Raw genomic sequence first — 16,252 nt, 5'->3', positions numbered from 1 at the left:
TTTAAAATGTGATTTTTTGTTGTTTTATATCATTTTTATTAAACTTCTAAAAGTTCTTTTTCTTTCTCTGAAGTGATAGTGTCAATATTTTTTACGCTATCATCTGTTAATTTTTGCGCTTCCTTTTCTAAATTACGTAATTCATCTTCTGTGATATCATTACTTTTCTGTTGTTTTTTTAATTCATCAATAGCGTCACGACGAATATTACGAACAGCGATTTTGGCGCTTTCAGCAGCTTTTTTTACGTCTTTTGCTAGTTCTTTACGACGCTCTTCCGTCAGTTGTGGAATAACTAGACGAATCACTGTACCATCATTTGTTGGGCTAATTCCGATATCACTAGCTTGGATTGCTTTTTCGATATCTTCAAGTGAATTTTTATCAAAAGGCGTAATCATCAACACACGTGCTTCTGGAATGTTGATTCCAGCAAGTTGGTTCACGGGTGTAGGTGCGCCGTAATAATCAACTTGAATCCGATCCAGAAGACTTGCGTTAGCCCGTCCAGCACGGATTTGACCAAGTTCACGTTGCAAACTTTGTTCCGCTTTGCTCATTTTTTCTTTTGCTGTTGCTAGTACAGTTCTACTCATTTTTTTATTTCCCCCTTACAGTTGTTCCGATATTTTCTCCAAGACAAGCTCGACGAATATTACCAGTTTCATTTAAATTGAAGACCACTAATGGTATATCATTATCCATACTTAATGAACTTGCTGTTGAGTCCATTACCTGTAATCCTTTTGAAATGACATCTAGATGCGTTAATTCTTCAAATTTAACTGCATTTGCATCCAATTTAGGATCGGCAGAATATACACCATCAACATTGTTCTTAGCCATTAAAATCACATCCGCATCAATTTCTGCTGCACGCAAAGCTGCAGTAGTATCCGTTGAGAAGTAAGGATTTCCTGTACCTCCTGCAAAGATTACGATACGGCCTTTTTCTAAATGTCGTTCTGCACGACGACGGATATATGGCTCTGCGATTTGACGCATTTCGATTGATGTTTGAACGCGTGTTGGAACTCCTAGATTTTCTAATGTATCTTGTAATGCTAAAGCGTTCATTACAGTTGCTAACATTCCCATGTAATCAGCTTGTGCGCGTTCCATACCCATTTGAGCGCCGATTTGTCCACGCCAGATATTTCCACCGCCAACAACGATTGCCATTTCGATTCCTAATTCATGAACTTCTTTGATTTCTTCTACAATTTCTTTGATTGTTGGAGGTTTAATTCCAAACCCTTCTTCTCCGGCCAAAGCTTCGCCACTTAACTTTAATACAACACGTTGATATTTAGGTTTTACCATTTTTGATTTCCCTCCACCATTTGTCTAAGAACATTTTAACACACTCTGGGTATTCTGCCAGTCTATTTCTTTGATTTGCTTAAAAAAAGAGGCTGAGACAAAAGTGTTTAGCTCCGAGAAATAAGAGGTAATTCACGAAAATTGCACTTCAAATTTTGTGATTTTCAGCTTATTTCCGAAGGAGCTGCTTTTTCTCGCCGTTTATTCGAATTTAGAGCGCGAAACAAAACTGATTTTTAGTTTTGTTTCGCGCTCAACTGTTACGTAAGTAACAGATTTATTTTTTGATTTGGCTCATTACTTCGTCTGCAAAGTTGTCTTCACGTTTTTCGATTCCTTCGCCAACTTCAAAGCGGATGAATGATTTAACTGTTGCACCTTTAGAAGCAACATATTTTTCAACTGTCATATCAGGATCTTTAACGAATGGTTGATCTACTAAAGAAATTTCAGCTTTAAATTTATTTAAACGTCCAACAACCATTTTATCAACGATATTCGCTGGTTTCCCTTCGTTTAATGCTTGTTCCGAAAGAATCGCTTTTTCGTGTTCTAATTCTTCTTGAGGAATTTGAGATTCATTCACATAACGAGGATTGATCGCTGCCACGTGCATTGCAATGTCTTTCGCAACTTCTTCGTCAGTTGTTCCTTCTAGTACAGTTAATACAGCAATACGTCCACCCATGTGTAAATAAGCTCCGAATGCGGCATTGTCATCTTTTTCAACCAATTCAAAACGACGGAAGTTAATTTTTTCCCCGATAACCGTTGTTGCTTCGATTAATTCAGTTTCTAGCGTTCCTTTATCTGTTTTAAGAGCTAAAGCTTCTTCCATAGTTGCTGGTTTGTTTGTTGCAATTTCAGTTGCAATTTTCTTAACCAGCTCTTGGAACATTTCGTTTTTAGAAACGAAATCAGTTTCAGAGTTCACTTCAACGATTGCAGCAAAGTTACCATTTGAAGCAACGTTTGCTAAACCTTCTGCTGCAACACGATCATTTTTCTTAGCTGCTTTAGCCATGCCTTTTTCGCGTAAGTAATCAACAGCGGCTTCCATATTACCTTCTACTTCTACTAATGCTCTTTTTGCATCCATCATACCGACACCAGTCATGTCGCGTAGTTCTTTCACTAATTTTGCTGAAATATCTGCCATTTTTTTGTTCCTCCTAAGTTTTAAAAGCGTAGCAGGCTCGTTAAACTCTGACAGAAAAATAGAAAAATAAAACTGAGGTGCTTTTTCCTCATTTATTTTTATCTTTTTTCCGAAGAGCTAGCCCTCTTAGCTAGATAATATAATTATAAAATTATTCGTTTTAAAAAAGCTATCTCAAAGGAGAAACAGGCTTTTTTTCGCCTAGCCTTCGAGACAGCTCCGTTATTTTAAATTATTCTGCTGAATCATTGCTGCCTTCAACAACATCAACAATTTCTTCGATTGAAGTTGCAGCTTCTGGAGCTTCTTCAACAAAAATTTCTTCTACAGCTTGATCTTCACCTTGGTTTCCTTCGATGAAAGCGTCAGCCATTTTAGCAGTAATCAATTTAACCGCACGAATCGCATCATCATTTGATGGGATTACTACATCGATTTCATCTGGATCACAGTTTGTGTCAACCATCGCTACGATTGGGATGTTCAATTTTTGAGCTTCTTGAACAGCAATACGTTCTTTACGAGGATCCACGATGTACATTACATCTGGAATTCTTGGCATATCTTGGATACCGCCTAAGAATTTTTCAAGACGTTCACGTTGTTTGTTTAAACCAACAACCTCTTTTTTAGGAAGAACTTCAAATGTTCCGTCTTCTTCCATTTTATTGATATCTTTCAAACGTTTGATACGTTTTTGGATAGTATCCCAGTTAGTCAATGTTCCACCTAACCAACGGTGGTTTACGAAGTATTGACCTGAACGAATTGCTTCGTCTTTGATCGCTTCTTGTGCTTGTTTTTTAGTTCCTACGAATAATGCAACACCGCCGTCTTCAGCAACATTTTTCATGTAATCGTAAGCAGCATCTACTAATTTAACTGTTTTTTGTAAGTCAATGATGTAGATTCCGTTTCTTTCTGTGAAGATGTATTTCTTCATTTTTGGGTTCCAGCGACGAGTTTGGTGTCCAAAGTGTACGCCGGCTTCTAGTAATTGTTTCATAGAAATTACTGCCATGTGTTGTTTCCTCCAATTTGGTTTTTATTTGTTCCCTCTCCAGTTCTCATATTTATAAGGAACTACTAAAAGTAGCACCGCCTTACAAATCAAATCTGGATGTGGATTTAGTGTTTTCACACTGTTATTTAGTATACATGATTCTTGAAAAGATTTCAACATAATGATTATATTTTTCTGTAACTTTCTCAGTAAAGGAATTGATTTTTGATTATTCATCATGCTTCAAAAATTATCGGATCAATTAGTAGTTGAATCGTTCTTGTATCAGGAAGAACGTTTTCCCGACTTACTATACCTTTCTTACTGTACTGTTACAAGCAATAATTATAAAACAACACAAAGATAGTCGTTTTTCATAAAGCTTTCTTTATTTGCATAATATCTTATATAATAAATCAAAGGTGCGTATAGACATATTTTCTATTTCAGTACCATAAACTTTTTATTTAGCTAGCCATTTTCCAAATGGTACATTAAAATACCTGCTGCAATCGCTACATTTAATGATTCAGCTGCACCTTTAATAGGAATGTAGATATTTTGATCTGTTTTCGCTAAAAGTTCACTTGAAACCCCCTGCCCTTCATTTCCCATGATTAAGGCATACTTCTCGGTTCTTCTGATTTTTTGATAAGAAACTGCATCAGGATTTAGTTCTGTTCCATAAACAGGTATGTTCACTTTTTGGAATTCATCAATTATTTCAGCTAGTGACTTACGTATTACAGGTAAATGATAATTACTTCCCTGCATGGCCCGCAACACCTTGGTATTGTATATATCAGAACTACCTTCTCCTAAAACCACACCTGAAAGACCTGCTGCATCAGCAGTACGAATCATCGTTCCAACATTTCCTGGATCTTGAACGTTATCTAACAAAAGCCAACCACCTGAAAATGGTATATCTTTCTCAAATTCAGGAATCCTCACGATGCCAATCATTCCTTGAGGAGTCGGTAATTCTGAAAGAGATTCTAGCACTTCATCAGAAGCATAGATCAATTTTTCTTGTGGCTGATCGTCTAGCCAAACCGACCATTCTGATCGACCTCGATGATTAAAGAGAATCCAATCAACCTGAGCATTTGCCTTAACAGCTTCTTCAATCAAATGAAACCCTTCAATTATGTACTGTTGGTTCTCTTCTCGATATTTCTTTTTATGTAATTTTTTAAAATCCTTAATCATTGCATTTTTTGTTGATAAAATTTCTTTCATTTTCACACCTCACTTAGCTAGTATAGCATGATTTTTTTTAATCAGGTAGTCACTAATTTACTTGCCAGATCTTTGAAAAATCGCTATCATTAATTTAATAAAAAGTGAGGTGTACAAGAATGAGAAAAGTACGCATGAATGTTCAAGGAAAAGTTCAAGGGGTTGGCTTTCGTTACATGACAAAGATGGTTGCAGATGAACTAGGCATATTTGGAACTGTTAAAAATGAAGAGGACGGCTCAGTTTCAATCGAATCCGTAGGTAAGGATGAAACAATGAAACAATTCATTCAAAAAATTAAGGATTCTCCAAGTCCTGCAGGTCGTGTGACGTATGTAGATATTCAAGAAGATCCGTTAATGGAAGAATATACCAGCTTTAAAGTTACAAATTGATTTAATTCGGAAGAATCTTTCTCAGTCTTAGTGTAGATTCTTCTATTTTTTATTGAAAAAAAACGCTTTTTCAAGTATAGTTAACCTTGTGCAAATTTTTTTAGAAAAGGAAAGAATAAAATGCGAAAATTAAATAAGTGGCTCCTCGGTTCCAGTCTATTCACTATAGTACTCTTTTTATCTGGATGTGTAAAAACTGGTTCAGATGGACAGCCAACTGGTGAAGGAATCATCTATAATTTACTAGTAAAACCAATGAGTAGTGCCATTACATACCTTGTGGATAATTTCAATTGGAATTACGGCTGGGCAATCATTTTTATTACGATCATTGTTCGTCTTATCATTATGCCATTAGGATTAAACCAATCGAAAAAAAGCATGATCCAAACGGAAAAAATGCAAGCGATCAAGCCTCAAATCGATGCCGCTCAAGCAAAAGTAAAAGAAGCAACGACACGTGAAGAACAAATGCAAGCGCAAGCTGAAATGCAGCAAGTTTACAAAGAAAACAATATGAGCATGATGGGCGGCATTGGGTGTCTGCCATTATTGATCCAAATGCCAATCTTCTCAGCCCTGTTCTTTGCTGCTCGTTACACAAAAGGAATTGCCGATGCATCATTTTTCGGTGTCAACCTTGGACAACCAAGTATTATATTTGTTGTCTTAGCTGGTGTTGCCTACTTACTTCAAGGATACCTTTCAACGATCGGTATTCCAGAAGAACAAAAGAAAACAATGAAATCTATGTTGATTGTGTCACCTTTAATGATCGTATTTATGTCCATCAGCTCTCCCGCTGGTGTAACATTGTATTGGGTAGTCGGAGGAATTTTCAGTAGTATCCAGACATTGATTACAAATCAATTTTTAAAACCAAGAATTAAAGCACAAGTAGCAGAGGAATTAAAACAAAACCCACCAAAACAAGTGGTTGTCCCTCGCAAAGATGTCACACCAACAGAAGAAAAAACAATTGCTCCTCAAAATGCTTCGAAAAAAGGCAGAAATGCGGGAAAACAAAATAGAAACTAAATAAAAATAAGAACCAACGCAAGGTAAAGATTGCAGTTGGTTCTTATTTATTTAGTTTCCGCAATCCCAAAAACAAAAAGGTCAACAACTTGAACGATACTTAACGACGAGTTATTCTGTTCTGTTTTTATATACGGAGATAATGTATTGAGAAAATGTGTTGTTGCGATCTCTGGTGACAAACCAGTTCGCATAACAAAATCACTTTCTTCAAAAAGATTTAACAAAGGTACTTTATATGACTGATTCCAAAGTGAAAATAATTTCTGCTGAGTCTCATTAGTTAACTTCTTCCTAAAATCATGCATCATCAAATCAAAATCAAATGGGTGTTTTGTTTTTAGACACTCAGCGAACTTTTGTAATTTGCAGATCGTTTCAAGTTTTTGATCTTCAACAATCTCGACTAATTCTTCGTTTACATCATTTAACAGACTTTCAATAACACCGACGTAAACTTCTTCTTTGTTTCTAAAATGATGGTATAAATTGGGCTGGGTTACGCCAGCCAATTGCGCAATTTGTCTTGTAGATGTACTTTGATATCCGTTATCCATAAATAAACGTGTTGCTACTTGAATAATTTTAACTCTCGTGTTTTTCGTCTCTTTATCCATTACCTAGCCACCTATAGTTGATTTCTTTACTATTTTAACAGAAACTTATCTTAGATGGCATTCTTTTTTTCTAAATAGTAAAACCAATTCATAAACACAGACAATTGCTAAAATGATTAAGCAAATAATCACTGTAATAATGATTGTTGGATATGTTCCATCCCAACCGTCCACTGATTGATGCTTGCTCAAAATACCGTAATAAGCCCACAATGTTGCTAAACCATAGGAAATATCACGATTGCGAATAATCGTTGCACAAATGATTAGCAAACCGACAAGTAATATAGCTATCGTCCATAAAACTTGATTTTTTTGTAAGAAATCAATATTTTTGTCTACTAAAAGAGCAGTAATATTGGCTATCGTAGCTATTGTAATCCAACCAAAATAAATACTGAACGGCAACCTTACAAAAATGTAATCCTTTTTAGTCAACGCTATATTCACTAAAAGACGATTCACATAAATCAATACAAATAGTAAAGCCAACATGATCACAATAGACAAATCAATTTGAAGATATTGCCATGTGAGTAACCAGATACTATTTAATATAGACGAAATTATAAATGAACTTCTTATTTTTTTACCGATTTGCTTTCTAGCTAATATCGACTGGTTTGTTGGTTTAAACCATTGGTAAATGACGAAACCTGCTAACAAGAAGTAAATGACTGACCAAATTGCAAAAGTTAAACCCGCTGGCGCAAATAAATTTGGATACGTATCCGAAACCTCTTGTGTTGTCATCCCGTTAAAGGGTAACAAAACCGCAGCAGCGTTTGTAGCAATCATTATAAGATAAATAATCGTTACGAACAGTTTTACTCTTAAAGATTCATTTTTGTTCAATCTAATACCTCCTTCATAATCCTTTTTTTCCGATGAACGGTATAAATTTAGGTGTTTTTCTCGCATAAGCAATAAAATCTGACCGATCTTTGTATTTCTTTTCGAGTAATGGTACACCCGAAACAAATAAAAGCAACAAGGTAATAGTTATAGGACCGATGATGCCCCAAATATTTCGTGTTTCATTTAAACTCACTAGAAAAATTCCCCACCAACTAAGAGCTTCACCAAAATAGTTAGGATGCCTTGTCGTCGACCACAATCCCGTTGTTAAAAGCTTTCCATGATTACGACTGTCACGTTTAAATTTTGTCAACTCATAATCGCTAATCGTTTCAAAACCGAAACCTATCAGCCAAACCAAAATACCTAATCCGTTCCACCAATAGAAATCATTGACAGCGCTTGTCATGACAAAAAGAATTGGCATTGAAACAACTAACAAAAGAACACCTTGTAAAACAAATACATTTAAATACGCTTTTAGTTTTGCCCAATGTTTTCCCCAACGTTTTCTCATATTTACATAGCGATAATCTTCTGGTTTCCCGATATTTCGTTTGGCTAAATGGAAAAATAAACGTAGCCCCCAAATGCTCACTAATAGTAAAACAATCGTGCTAACAATTGTTTTTTCTGGCATTACCAAATAACCAGTAATGGCTACAAGAACAAACCCAATTCCCCAAGCTAAATCAACAATAGAATTGTTATGAAGAGCTTGAGCTAAAAAGAATAACGCAGTAAAATAAATAAAAATCACGCAACTAATGATCAAAATCGTCATACTAAATTCCTCCCTCTTCTATTTCAATCGCCACAGCTACGCTTCCTTGGCCTGCGCTCATCGCAACGACTGTTGAGATATCCATCATGTAACTCGGCTGAAAACCAAGCTGTTCTATCAGTTTGTTCTGCCACTGTATTGCTCGTTCTTGTGAATTAGCATGAATGACAGCATAACGTTTTATCTTGCTTTTCTCATGTAACTTTCTTAACTGATGAATAATTTTTCTTTCATTGCCTTCCAGACTAAAAGCAAAATCACTTAATTTACCTTCCCCTTGCTCGTTTAAACTAACAACAGGCTTAAGATTGATCTTCTTTGCTATTTTCCCAACAAATTGAGGAATCCTTCCAGACTCTATCATTGGATCTAAATCATCTACACTAACTAACACTTTAAGTTGGCTCCGTTTATTTTTTGTTCGACTGACAAGCTCGTCAAAAGATAATCCCTCTTGAATCCACTCATTTGCGCTCATTACTAATAAGCCTTGCGCTGCGGAATTTTGTTTAGAATCAATCACTTCAATTTTAGTAGTCTTTGACGTTATATGCTTAGCTGCTTTCTGTACTGTATGAAACGTTCCACTTAATTTATCTGCAACTGTAATGACTAGAATTGCTTCATATCTAGTTTCTAAAAATGAAAAAAGATTCTCTACAACTTTTAATGTTGGTTGAGAGCTGGTTGCTCTTTCAGTCTGATTTTTGTTTAGTTCAAAAAATTGATTGCTTTGAATCGTTATTTTGTCAATATAGCTAGTATTACCAATCAAAATATTCATTGGCAGAACATGAATTTGGTTGTTTAATACATAATCAGCAGGTAAATCGGCAATTGAATCCGTCACTAAAGCAATTGAAGCCTTCTTTTGTGTATTTACTCGATATTGTAGTAACATATCATCCGCCTTTTGCTGTACTGGCTGACCAATTGTACTTAAATAATTCAATACTTCATCAGGTTGATTAGAATGAATATGAATTCTAGCTTTTTTACGATTCATAGCAACAATTAATGAATCTCCAAAAGAGCTCAATTTTTCTTGAATGTCACTTTTCGATTGAGTTACTTGATCCAATAAAATTTCGGTACAATATCTATACTCTGGTTCTGATGTGTTTTGATGCAATAATTCTGTACTATCTATTTTTATTCGATCATTCAAATTGATAACCGTTTTGACCACTATATCTTTATTGATAAAAGCCTGAGTAAACCCCTCTATGAAGACATAAAAACCCTTTGCGCCTGCATCAACAACTTGATTTCTTTGTAAAACTTTTAGTTGCTTAGTTGTATTTTCTAAAGCTTCTCTAGCTTTAACAAGCGCATCTGGCAACAGCTCTTCTAAACTATATACCTGTTCATTTTCACTCATCGCTTCTGCCCATGAGCGAATAACTGTAATGATTGTTCCTTCAACTGGATTTGCAATTGCCTGGTAAGCTTCTCTGATTGCTAATTTCACACTTTTTACAAAACTGCTAACAGAATTTTTTTCCTCTAGAAGCAACAGATTATTATAAATTCCATTAAAATATTGGGCAAAAATAATTCCTGAATTCCCTCTGGCTCCTACTAGGGAAGCTTCTGCAATTTTCTCAAATACATCAACGACTGACGTAGTTTCATTTTTTGTTTCTTCGAGAATAGTTTGCATTAACGAGGCCAAATTACTGCCTGTGTCCCCATCTGATACAGGAAAAACATTAATCTGATTTAGTTCTTGTTTCTCGTTTATCAGCTGAATCGCACCTTGTTGAAATGCAAATAGCAACTCTTTAGAATCAATCGATCGACTTTCCATACGTTACTTACCTCCAATTAAAATGCTGCGCTATATAGACAGTTATGCCACAAGTAGCTGCAGTGACAAATCCTCCCCAAATTAAATCAATCACCGTTATAAAAATTGGCCAGTCCTTGATTGTAGAAAGATTTGTTAAATCGTACGTTCCGTAACATAAAACGCCAAGCAACGCTCCCGCAGAAATGGCATAAATCAAACTATCCTTTTCAATTGCTGGGTAAATAACGAAAAATAGAATACCAATAAGATATAATACGTAAAAAATAGCTGCTGGAACAATTTTTGTTGGTCCTAACAGATAGCCTAAATACTCTTGATAAACTTTTTTAGCAATGAAAAGTAGCCAAATAAAATCTAATACAAGAAACGTAAAAGCTGCAACACTAAACAATTTCACAAAATGATTCATTTCAATTCCTCCTCGTAAAATAAAACGTAGCACGATCACCTTATCAATCGATAAGTTAATCGTACCACGTTAAATTTATTTATGAAAAAATTTAGCTTGGAAAATATAGCCCTATACTTCACTTCGTAATGTTGCACAATAGAATTTTATTCTTATTTAACAATCAACAAATCAAGACTAGCCAACGATAAAGACATTTTAGCAATTCGATTAAGTTCTTTCAAACGATTAGCTTTTACTTGTTCGTCTTCTACCATGACCATTGTTTCTTCAAAATACTGTTCGATTAACGGTCGTAAGTCTACTAATGCTTGATAATTTTCAGACATTGTATTTTCATTGAATTTCTCTTCAATTTTATTCACTGCTTGGTGTAAAGCTTTTTCCGCATCGTTTTCAAATAAAGCCGCGTTTACTTTACTTTCTTGATTTAATAACGCACGACCTTTTTTGGCTAAATTGATTACTCGTGTTAAAGCCTCCATAGAAGGTCTAAACTCTTTATCCAGTAAATGATTTTTTAGAATCGTTGCTGATGAAAATAGTTTTGCTAAATCTTTTTGCTCAGATGAAATTACTGCATCAATCACATCATGGCGCACATTTTTCGTTGTCAATAACTGACGCAGACGTGCTTTTACAAAGTCGATCACTTCCTCTTGTCCACTAGTTAATTGAATACCGTATTTTTGACTGTCTGCATTAACAGCTGCATCGATATCCATCTGTAACTGTACAAGAGGGAACTGCCAACCTTTATTTTCAACGATTCGAATCACGCCATACGTTTGGCGACGTAATGCATAAGGGTCATTAGAACCACTAGGAATCATCCCCACTGCAAAGAACGAAAATACGCTGTCTAGTTTATCAGCGATTGCTAATACTGCTCCGATAGCTGAAACCGGTAATTCTCCATCACTTGACGTTGGTAAATAATGCTCACGAATGGCTTGAGCCACAGCCGGTTTTTCACCTTGAAGTAATGCATATTTTTCTCCCATGATCCCTTGTAATTCTGGGAACTCACCGACCATATTCGTTACTAAATCAAACTTATAAATGTCAGAAGCACGCTTCAAATCAGTCAATTCAGCTTCTGACAAGCCAACTTCCTGCCCGATAATCTGTCCAATAATGCCTACTCGCTGCATTTTTTCATAAATCGTTCCGATTTTTTCATGGAACGTAACATTTTTTAGTTTATTAACACATTCTTCTATTGATAACTTTTTATCTTCACTATAGAAAAATTCCGCATCCTCTAAGCGGGCGATCAACACTTTTTCATTTCCTTTGATGACATTTTCAATATGAACACTGTTTCCGTTTCTGACTGAAATGAAATGTGGAAGTAATAATCCTTGGGCATTACGGACATCAAAATAACGTTGGTGTTCTTTCATTGATGTTACTAACACTTCATCTGGAACAGAAAGATATTTTTCGTCAAAAGCACCAACAAAAGCAGTTGGATATTCAACCAGATTATTGACTTCTTCCAGTAATTTCTCATCTAGATCAAGCTTCCAATGATTTTTTTCAGCTAATTGGTTTGCTTGATCAACGATCATCGATTTTCTTTCGTTAGGATCTACAATCACAAATTGTTCTTTCATTTTTTCTTCGTATTCGTTTGAATGATCGAACTCAACATCGTCCCCTAAGAAACGGTGTCCACGAGATTTGTTTCCCGTTGATACATCTAGAACAGAAAATGGAATCACTTCATCCTCTAATAGAGCAACAATCCAATGAATCGGACGAATATACTCAAAATCATAGTCTGCCCAGTGCATCGTAACTGGAAAAGTCAAACTTGTAATAACATCTTTCAATCCTGCTAATACATCGATTGTTTTTTGTCCTTGATTATGCTTAGTCACATAGACATACTCTACACCATTCAATTCTTTAAATGTGATCGCATCGGTCGTCAAGCCTTGTCCTCTAACAAACCCTTCAGCAGCCTTACTCCAATTTCCTTCAGCATCTTGCGCAATTTTTTTTGCAGGCCCTTTGACTTCTTCCTGCGTATCTTCTTGCTGCTCAGGTAATTGTGTCACCCGAACGGCTAAACGACGAGGTGTCGAGAAGCTTTGGACTGTTTCATACGTCAATTGATTTTCGTCTAAAAATTTTACTAGTTTATTTTCTAGTTGTAAACGGCTTGGGCTGACAATATGAGCTGGCATTTCTTCCAAGCCAATTTCAAGTAATAGATCTTTTGCCATGTTATTTTGCCTCCTTCGTCGCTTGATTTTCTTTGTTTAAAAGTGGAAATCCAAGTTTTTCACGTTCTGCCACGAAAATTTTCGCTACAGCTTTTGCCATGTTTCTGATACGAGCCAAATACCCAGCTCGCTCCGTTACAGATACCGCACCACGAGCATCCAATAAATTAAAGGTATGACTACATTTCAAAATATAATCATAAGCTGGATGCACTAAGCTTTCATCAATACAACGTTTCGCTTCTTTTTCAAATTTATCAAAGTTTTCTAATAGCATTTCTTGATTACTAATTTCAAACGAATATTTTGAATGTTCATACTCTGGCTGATTGAAAATTTCTCCATACTTAACGCCTTGCGTCCATTCTAGATCATAAACACTTTCTACTTCTTGAATGTAAGATGCAAGTCGCTCAATCCCGTAAGTGATTTCTGAAGTTACGGGATGACAAGCGAGTCCGCCTACTTGTTGGAAATAGGTAAACTGAGTAATTTCCATTCCATCAAGCCAAACTTCCCAACCTAGACCTGCACACCCCATAGAAGGGTTTTCCCAGTTATCTTCAACAAAACGAATATCATGGGCTAACGGATCAATTCCTAGCAATTCTAAACTTTCTAAGTATAATTCTTGAATATTTTCTGGAGAAGGTTTCATTACAACTTGGAATTGATGATGTTGGTATAAGCGATTGGGATTCTCGCCATAACGACCATCTGCCGGTCTTCTAGAAGGCTCTACATACGCCGCATTCCAAGGTTCAGGGCCAATTGCTCGTAAAAAAGTATAAGGACTCATTGTCCCCGCCCCTTTTTCCGTGTCATATGCTTGCATTAACATGCAACCATTTGATGACCAAAATTTTTGTAAGGTTAAAATCATTTCTTGAACAGTAAGTTTCTTTTCCATTGTACTCCTCCTAAGTTAAAAGCTGAAAGAGCTTGTCAGCCTCGACTAGAAAATAGGAAAAATGAACGAGAGGTGCTTTTCCTCATTCATTTTAATCTTTTCCCCGGGGAGACTAGCCCTTACAGCTAGATAGATTTAAACGCATAGCGGGCTCGTTTAGGCTCGTCTGAAAAATAGGGAATTATGACTGAAGTATTTTTTACCTCATTCATAATTTATCTCTTTTCCGAGAGACTAGCCCACGAAGCTAGATAACGCTAAATACTTAAACACATAAATTGAACTCATTTTTCTATAACGCCGTAATAACTGGATAAAATTCGATTACTTCATCTGGAACAACTGAAACTTCAACTTTCATCGTTGAAACTAATTCTGTATTGATTTTGTAGATCTTTTCGCTAGGATTGGTTTCAAACTCTTCAATTATCGTTCCATCATTGTCTATTATCCGAACAAACAATCTAACTAGTGATAAAACTTTCAACTTATTCTCTGAAAAATCAGTAGGTAAGAATGTTGCATTGAATTGCATGCTATACCTCCTTTCGATAATATAAATGTTCAACAAAGTAATGCTCTTTTTGATTATACCAATACATACTTGGAAAATTGCTACGACAATCTTTGGCAAAAAAACAAAAAGTCCCTATGCCTCTAAGAGACATAGGGACGAATAATCGCGGTTCCACCCTACTTCCGATACCAACTATCGGCAGCTTCGTTTAAACATACTCAAAAGCGCCATTCAAAAGTTGCATGTACCTGGCTTACACTCTCCCAGATTCGCTATGACAGCAGTTCTTTTTACTCTTCTTTTTCAACGTATTTATTTAATTACTCTTTATAATAATCTTTGATTGATGAGATGTCAAATTATTTTTTAAGATTCAAACAGCATTTGGAAAAATTGTTCTTTTTTTTCAAAAATCATTGCCCAATCTTGATAGATTTTCGTTTCTTCCAGTGTACGTTTGATAATTTCACCATCAATAAATTCATAAATTCTAGCATTTGGAAAAAACAATAATACTGGGAAATGAGTAGCAATCACAAATTGTGAGTCGGCGTTTACTAATTCCTGCATTGAAACCATTAATTGCAATTGGGTACTAAGAGACAAACCTGTTTCCGGTTCATCTAGTAGATAAAAACCTTGATCAAAAAAACGAGTTGTAACTAACTCATAAAACGATTCCCCTCTTGAATACTTATGTAGCTCTCTATCAAAAACTCCTTCTCCGTCTTGGTCACGCAAATCAATATCTGTCATTAAATTGTAATAGGATTCTGGTCGATAAAAATAACTATCCCTCAGATAATTAGGATACTTTATTGGTCGACTCGCTTCAACTAATAAAGATTGTTCTTCATAAGAAACAAATAAATTATTTTTTGAGCCACCTTCAAGAGTTAAATCCATTAGTCCAGCTATTGTTTCTATAATTGTTGACTTTCCAGAGCCATTCTCACCAATCAAAAAAGTAACTGGAGTTTCCAAAACGAGTTGATCTAGACCAGTTAAAATAGGCAAATTAAAAGGAAATCGCAATAACGATCTCTTTTTATCATACTTTATCCCTTTAATATATAGTTTTATCATCATCTTCATCTTTTTTTTCACGTTTAGGCAACTTCAAGGTGTCTTCCCAACTTTTCATTTGATCGATAAATTTCTTACTCTTCAGATGAATTCCTACATACTCATCATATAATTCATCAACCGTTTGTCTTATCGCGGTTTTCGTCTCTGGTTTAACATTGATATCTTGAACCTTATCATACGAAATAGCCGAAAAAAGACGAATAAAATGGATTGCTCTAGGATCAGCGTGGTAACGATGGCTGTCAAGATGCCAATGTCGTTCACAAAGAATCCCACTATATTTTGAAGAATAATCAAACTTCCCTCGCGTTTCTTGGCAAACTGTACAACATCTCCATTCGGGTGTAATACCAAAACGACTTAATAATTGGATTTCAAAAATATTAGTGATAATCTCCGCATCTTTATTCTCGTTCAACAAGCAAAGTGCTTGTTGAACAAAATGATACAAGTTCGGATCATATGTCCGATCATCGATTGCCGCATCAACTAAATTTAAAATATACGTTGCATAAGCATTTATAAAAATATCTTCCTGAATCATTCGAAACGGTTGGACATCTTTACTTCCATTTAAAAATGACAACCCATCTTCTCTATAATCTCCGATATATACAGCTTCTGTAAAAGGTAAAATTGCAGGACCGATTGGATTATTTTTACGATGTGCTCCTTTGACAAAAAACATCAATTTACCAAACGATTCCGTAAAAATCTTTACTAGTTTATCTTTTTCTTTGTAATCCTTGGTAAATAAAATAATTCCTTTTGTTTCCCCTAAGGTCATGTTTTCGCCTCCTATATATTCTAATCTATTTTAGCAGAGATACAAACAAAAAAACAATCCCGTAAAAATACAGA

Annotated in this window: 17 protein-coding genes; 2 read left to right on the top strand and 15 right to left on the bottom strand. The window is 35.4% G+C overall.

Translation table 11 applies throughout. The features are described 5' to 3' along the window. Nucleotides 1-38: 38 nt before the first annotated feature. The 5 genes from frr to AC4BBR_RS07385 form a co-directional block, all read right to left on the bottom strand. The gene (gene frr / locus AC4BBR_RS07405; protein ID WP_490461894.1) at nucleotides 39-596 is read right to left on the bottom strand and encodes a ribosome recycling factor; all 558 of its coding nucleotides are present in this window, start codon (nucleotides 594-596) and stop codon (nucleotides 39-41) included. A gap of 4 nt (nucleotides 597-600) precedes the next feature. Then, a complete protein-coding gene (pyrH, locus tag AC4BBR_RS07400) occupies nucleotides 601-1,323 on the bottom strand; it encodes a UMP kinase (RefSeq protein ID WP_010761216.1) in 723 nt (240 codons plus the stop codon). Nucleotides 1,324-1,600: 277 nt separating this feature from the next. After that, entirely contained in the window at nucleotides 1,601-2,482 is an 882-nt protein-coding gene (gene tsf / locus AC4BBR_RS07395) for a translation elongation factor Ts (RefSeq protein ID WP_490461893.1), read from the bottom strand. Nucleotides 2,483-2,714: 232 nt separating this feature from the next. Further along, nucleotides 2,715-3,503 (bottom strand): 30S ribosomal protein S2, encoded by a 789-nt coding sequence (rpsB, locus tag AC4BBR_RS07390; RefSeq protein ID WP_069640757.1) that lies wholly within the window; start codon nucleotides 3,501-3,503, stop codon nucleotides 2,715-2,717. A 453-nt stretch (nucleotides 3,504-3,956) separates the two neighbouring features. Further along, complete coding sequence (locus AC4BBR_RS07385; protein WP_490461892.1) at nucleotides 3,957-4,727, bottom strand: TrmH family RNA methyltransferase; 771 nt, start codon at nucleotides 4,725-4,727, stop codon at nucleotides 3,957-3,959. A gap of 119 nt (nucleotides 4,728-4,846) precedes the next feature. Between AC4BBR_RS07385 and AC4BBR_RS07380 the strand changes: the two genes are divergently transcribed. Together AC4BBR_RS07380 and yidC are read left to right on the top strand one after the other, a co-directional pair. Then, nucleotides 4,847-5,122: an acylphosphatase gene (locus AC4BBR_RS07380; protein WP_490461891.1), complete on the top strand. Its 276-nt coding sequence runs from the start codon at nucleotides 4,847-4,849 to the stop codon at nucleotides 5,120-5,122. Between the two features lie 120 nt (nucleotides 5,123-5,242). Continuing rightward, on the top strand, nucleotides 5,243-6,160 hold the full coding sequence (yidC, locus tag AC4BBR_RS07375; RefSeq protein WP_490461890.1) for a membrane protein insertase YidC: 918 nt from the start codon (nucleotides 5,243-5,245) through the stop codon (nucleotides 6,158-6,160). Nucleotides 6,161-6,207: 47 nt separating this feature from the next. Here yidC and AC4BBR_RS07370 read toward each other — a convergent pair whose 3' ends face one another. From AC4BBR_RS07370 to recO, 10 genes are all read right to left on the bottom strand, one after another. Continuing rightward, nucleotides 6,208-6,777: a TetR/AcrR family transcriptional regulator gene (locus AC4BBR_RS07370; RefSeq protein WP_490461889.1), complete on the bottom strand. Its 570-nt coding sequence runs from the start codon at nucleotides 6,775-6,777 to the stop codon at nucleotides 6,208-6,210. A 45-nt stretch (nucleotides 6,778-6,822) separates the two neighbouring features. Beyond that, nucleotides 6,823-7,632, bottom strand: coding sequence for a TspO-related membrane protein (locus tag AC4BBR_RS07365; protein WP_490461888.1), 810 nt, complete (start codon nucleotides 7,630-7,632; stop codon nucleotides 6,823-6,825). A gap of 13 nt (nucleotides 7,633-7,645) precedes the next feature. Beyond that, on the bottom strand, nucleotides 7,646-8,419 hold the full coding sequence (locus AC4BBR_RS07360) for a DUF1295 domain-containing protein (protein ID WP_490461887.1): 774 nt from the start codon (nucleotides 8,417-8,419) through the stop codon (nucleotides 7,646-7,648). Between the two features lies 1 nt (nucleotide 8,420). After that, nucleotides 8,421-10,229 carry a DegV family protein gene (locus AC4BBR_RS07355; RefSeq protein WP_490461886.1) on the bottom strand — a complete coding sequence of 603 codons (1,809 nt, stop codon included), beginning with the start codon at nucleotides 10,227-10,229 and terminating at the stop codon, nucleotides 8,421-8,423. Between the two features lie 7 nt (nucleotides 10,230-10,236). Continuing rightward, complete coding sequence (locus AC4BBR_RS07350) at nucleotides 10,237-10,641, bottom strand: DUF2177 family protein (RefSeq protein WP_490461885.1); 405 nt, start codon at nucleotides 10,639-10,641, stop codon at nucleotides 10,237-10,239. A gap of 152 nt (nucleotides 10,642-10,793) precedes the next feature. Next, the gene (gene glyS / locus AC4BBR_RS07345; protein ID WP_490461884.1) at nucleotides 10,794-12,875 is read right to left on the bottom strand and encodes a glycine--tRNA ligase subunit beta; all 2,082 of its coding nucleotides are present in this window, start codon (nucleotides 12,873-12,875) and stop codon (nucleotides 10,794-10,796) included. A 1-nt stretch (nucleotide 12,876) separates the two neighbouring features. Beyond that, nucleotides 12,877-13,785 carry a glycine--tRNA ligase subunit alpha gene (glyQ, locus tag AC4BBR_RS07340; RefSeq protein WP_490461883.1) on the bottom strand — a complete coding sequence of 303 codons (909 nt, stop codon included), beginning with the start codon at nucleotides 13,783-13,785 and terminating at the stop codon, nucleotides 12,877-12,879. Nucleotides 13,786-14,077: 292 nt separating this feature from the next. Then, complete coding sequence (locus AC4BBR_RS07335) at nucleotides 14,078-14,320, bottom strand: hypothetical protein (protein WP_490461882.1); 243 nt, start codon at nucleotides 14,318-14,320, stop codon at nucleotides 14,078-14,080. Between the two features lie 348 nt (nucleotides 14,321-14,668). After that, nucleotides 14,669-15,388 (bottom strand): AAA family ATPase, encoded by a 720-nt coding sequence (locus AC4BBR_RS07330; RefSeq protein ID WP_490461881.1) that lies wholly within the window; start codon nucleotides 15,386-15,388, stop codon nucleotides 14,669-14,671. After that, complete coding sequence (gene recO / locus AC4BBR_RS07325) at nucleotides 15,369-16,178, bottom strand: DNA repair protein RecO (RefSeq protein WP_490461880.1); 810 nt, start codon at nucleotides 16,176-16,178, stop codon at nucleotides 15,369-15,371. Before recO ends, AC4BBR_RS07330 begins: the two co-directional genes overlap by 20 nt. Nucleotides 16,179-16,252 lie beyond the last annotated feature (74 nt).

It is taken from the genome of Enterococcus sp. AMC1251, assembly GCF_058216535.1.
This window is presented reverse-complemented; position numbering and strand designations above follow the sequence as displayed.

Coding starts and splice junctions, on each gene's coding strand:
- AC4BBR_RS07355 (WP_490461886.1), bottom strand. CDS start 10,229: ATGGAAAGTCGATCGATTGATTCTAAAGAGTTGCTATTTGCATTTCAA.
- AC4BBR_RS07385 (WP_490461892.1), bottom strand. CDS start 4,727: ATGAAAGAAATTTTATCAACAAAAAATGCAATGATTAAGGATTTTAAA.
- AC4BBR_RS07370 (WP_490461889.1), bottom strand. CDS start 6,777: ATGGATAAAGAGACGAAAAACACGAGAGTTAAAATTATTCAAGTAGCA.
- recO (WP_490461880.1), bottom strand. CDS start 16,178: ATGACCTTAGGGGAAACAAAAGGAATTATTTTATTTACCAAGGATTAC.
- AC4BBR_RS07335 (WP_490461882.1), bottom strand. CDS start 14,320: ATGCAATTCAATGCAACATTCTTACCTACTGATTTTTCAGAGAATAAG.
- AC4BBR_RS07350 (WP_490461885.1), bottom strand. CDS start 10,641: ATGAATCATTTTGTGAAATTGTTTAGTGTTGCAGCTTTTACGTTTCTT.
- glyQ (WP_490461883.1), bottom strand. CDS start 13,785: ATGGAAAAGAAACTTACTGTTCAAGAAATGATTTTAACCTTACAAAAA.
- AC4BBR_RS07380 (WP_490461891.1), top strand. CDS start 4,847: ATGAGAAAAGTACGCATGAATGTTCAAGGAAAAGTTCAAGGGGTTGGC.
- pyrH (WP_010761216.1), bottom strand. CDS start 1,323: ATGGTAAAACCTAAATATCAACGTGTTGTATTAAAGTTAAGTGGCGAA.
- yidC (WP_490461890.1), top strand. CDS start 5,243: ATGCGAAAATTAAATAAGTGGCTCCTCGGTTCCAGTCTATTCACTATA.
- frr (WP_490461894.1), bottom strand. CDS start 596: ATGAGTAGAACTGTACTAGCAACAGCAAAAGAAAAAATGAGCAAAGCG.
- rpsB (WP_069640757.1), bottom strand. CDS start 3,503: ATGGCAGTAATTTCTATGAAACAATTACTAGAAGCCGGCGTACACTTT.
- glyS (WP_490461884.1), bottom strand. CDS start 12,875: ATGGCAAAAGATCTATTACTTGAAATTGGCTTGGAAGAAATGCCAGCT.
- tsf (WP_490461893.1), bottom strand. CDS start 2,482: ATGGCAGATATTTCAGCAAAATTAGTGAAAGAACTACGCGACATGACT.
- AC4BBR_RS07360 (WP_490461887.1), bottom strand. CDS start 8,419: ATGACGATTTTGATCATTAGTTGCGTGATTTTTATTTATTTTACTGCG.
- AC4BBR_RS07330 (WP_490461881.1), bottom strand. CDS start 15,388: ATGATAAAACTATATATTAAAGGGATAAAGTATGATAAAAAGAGATCG.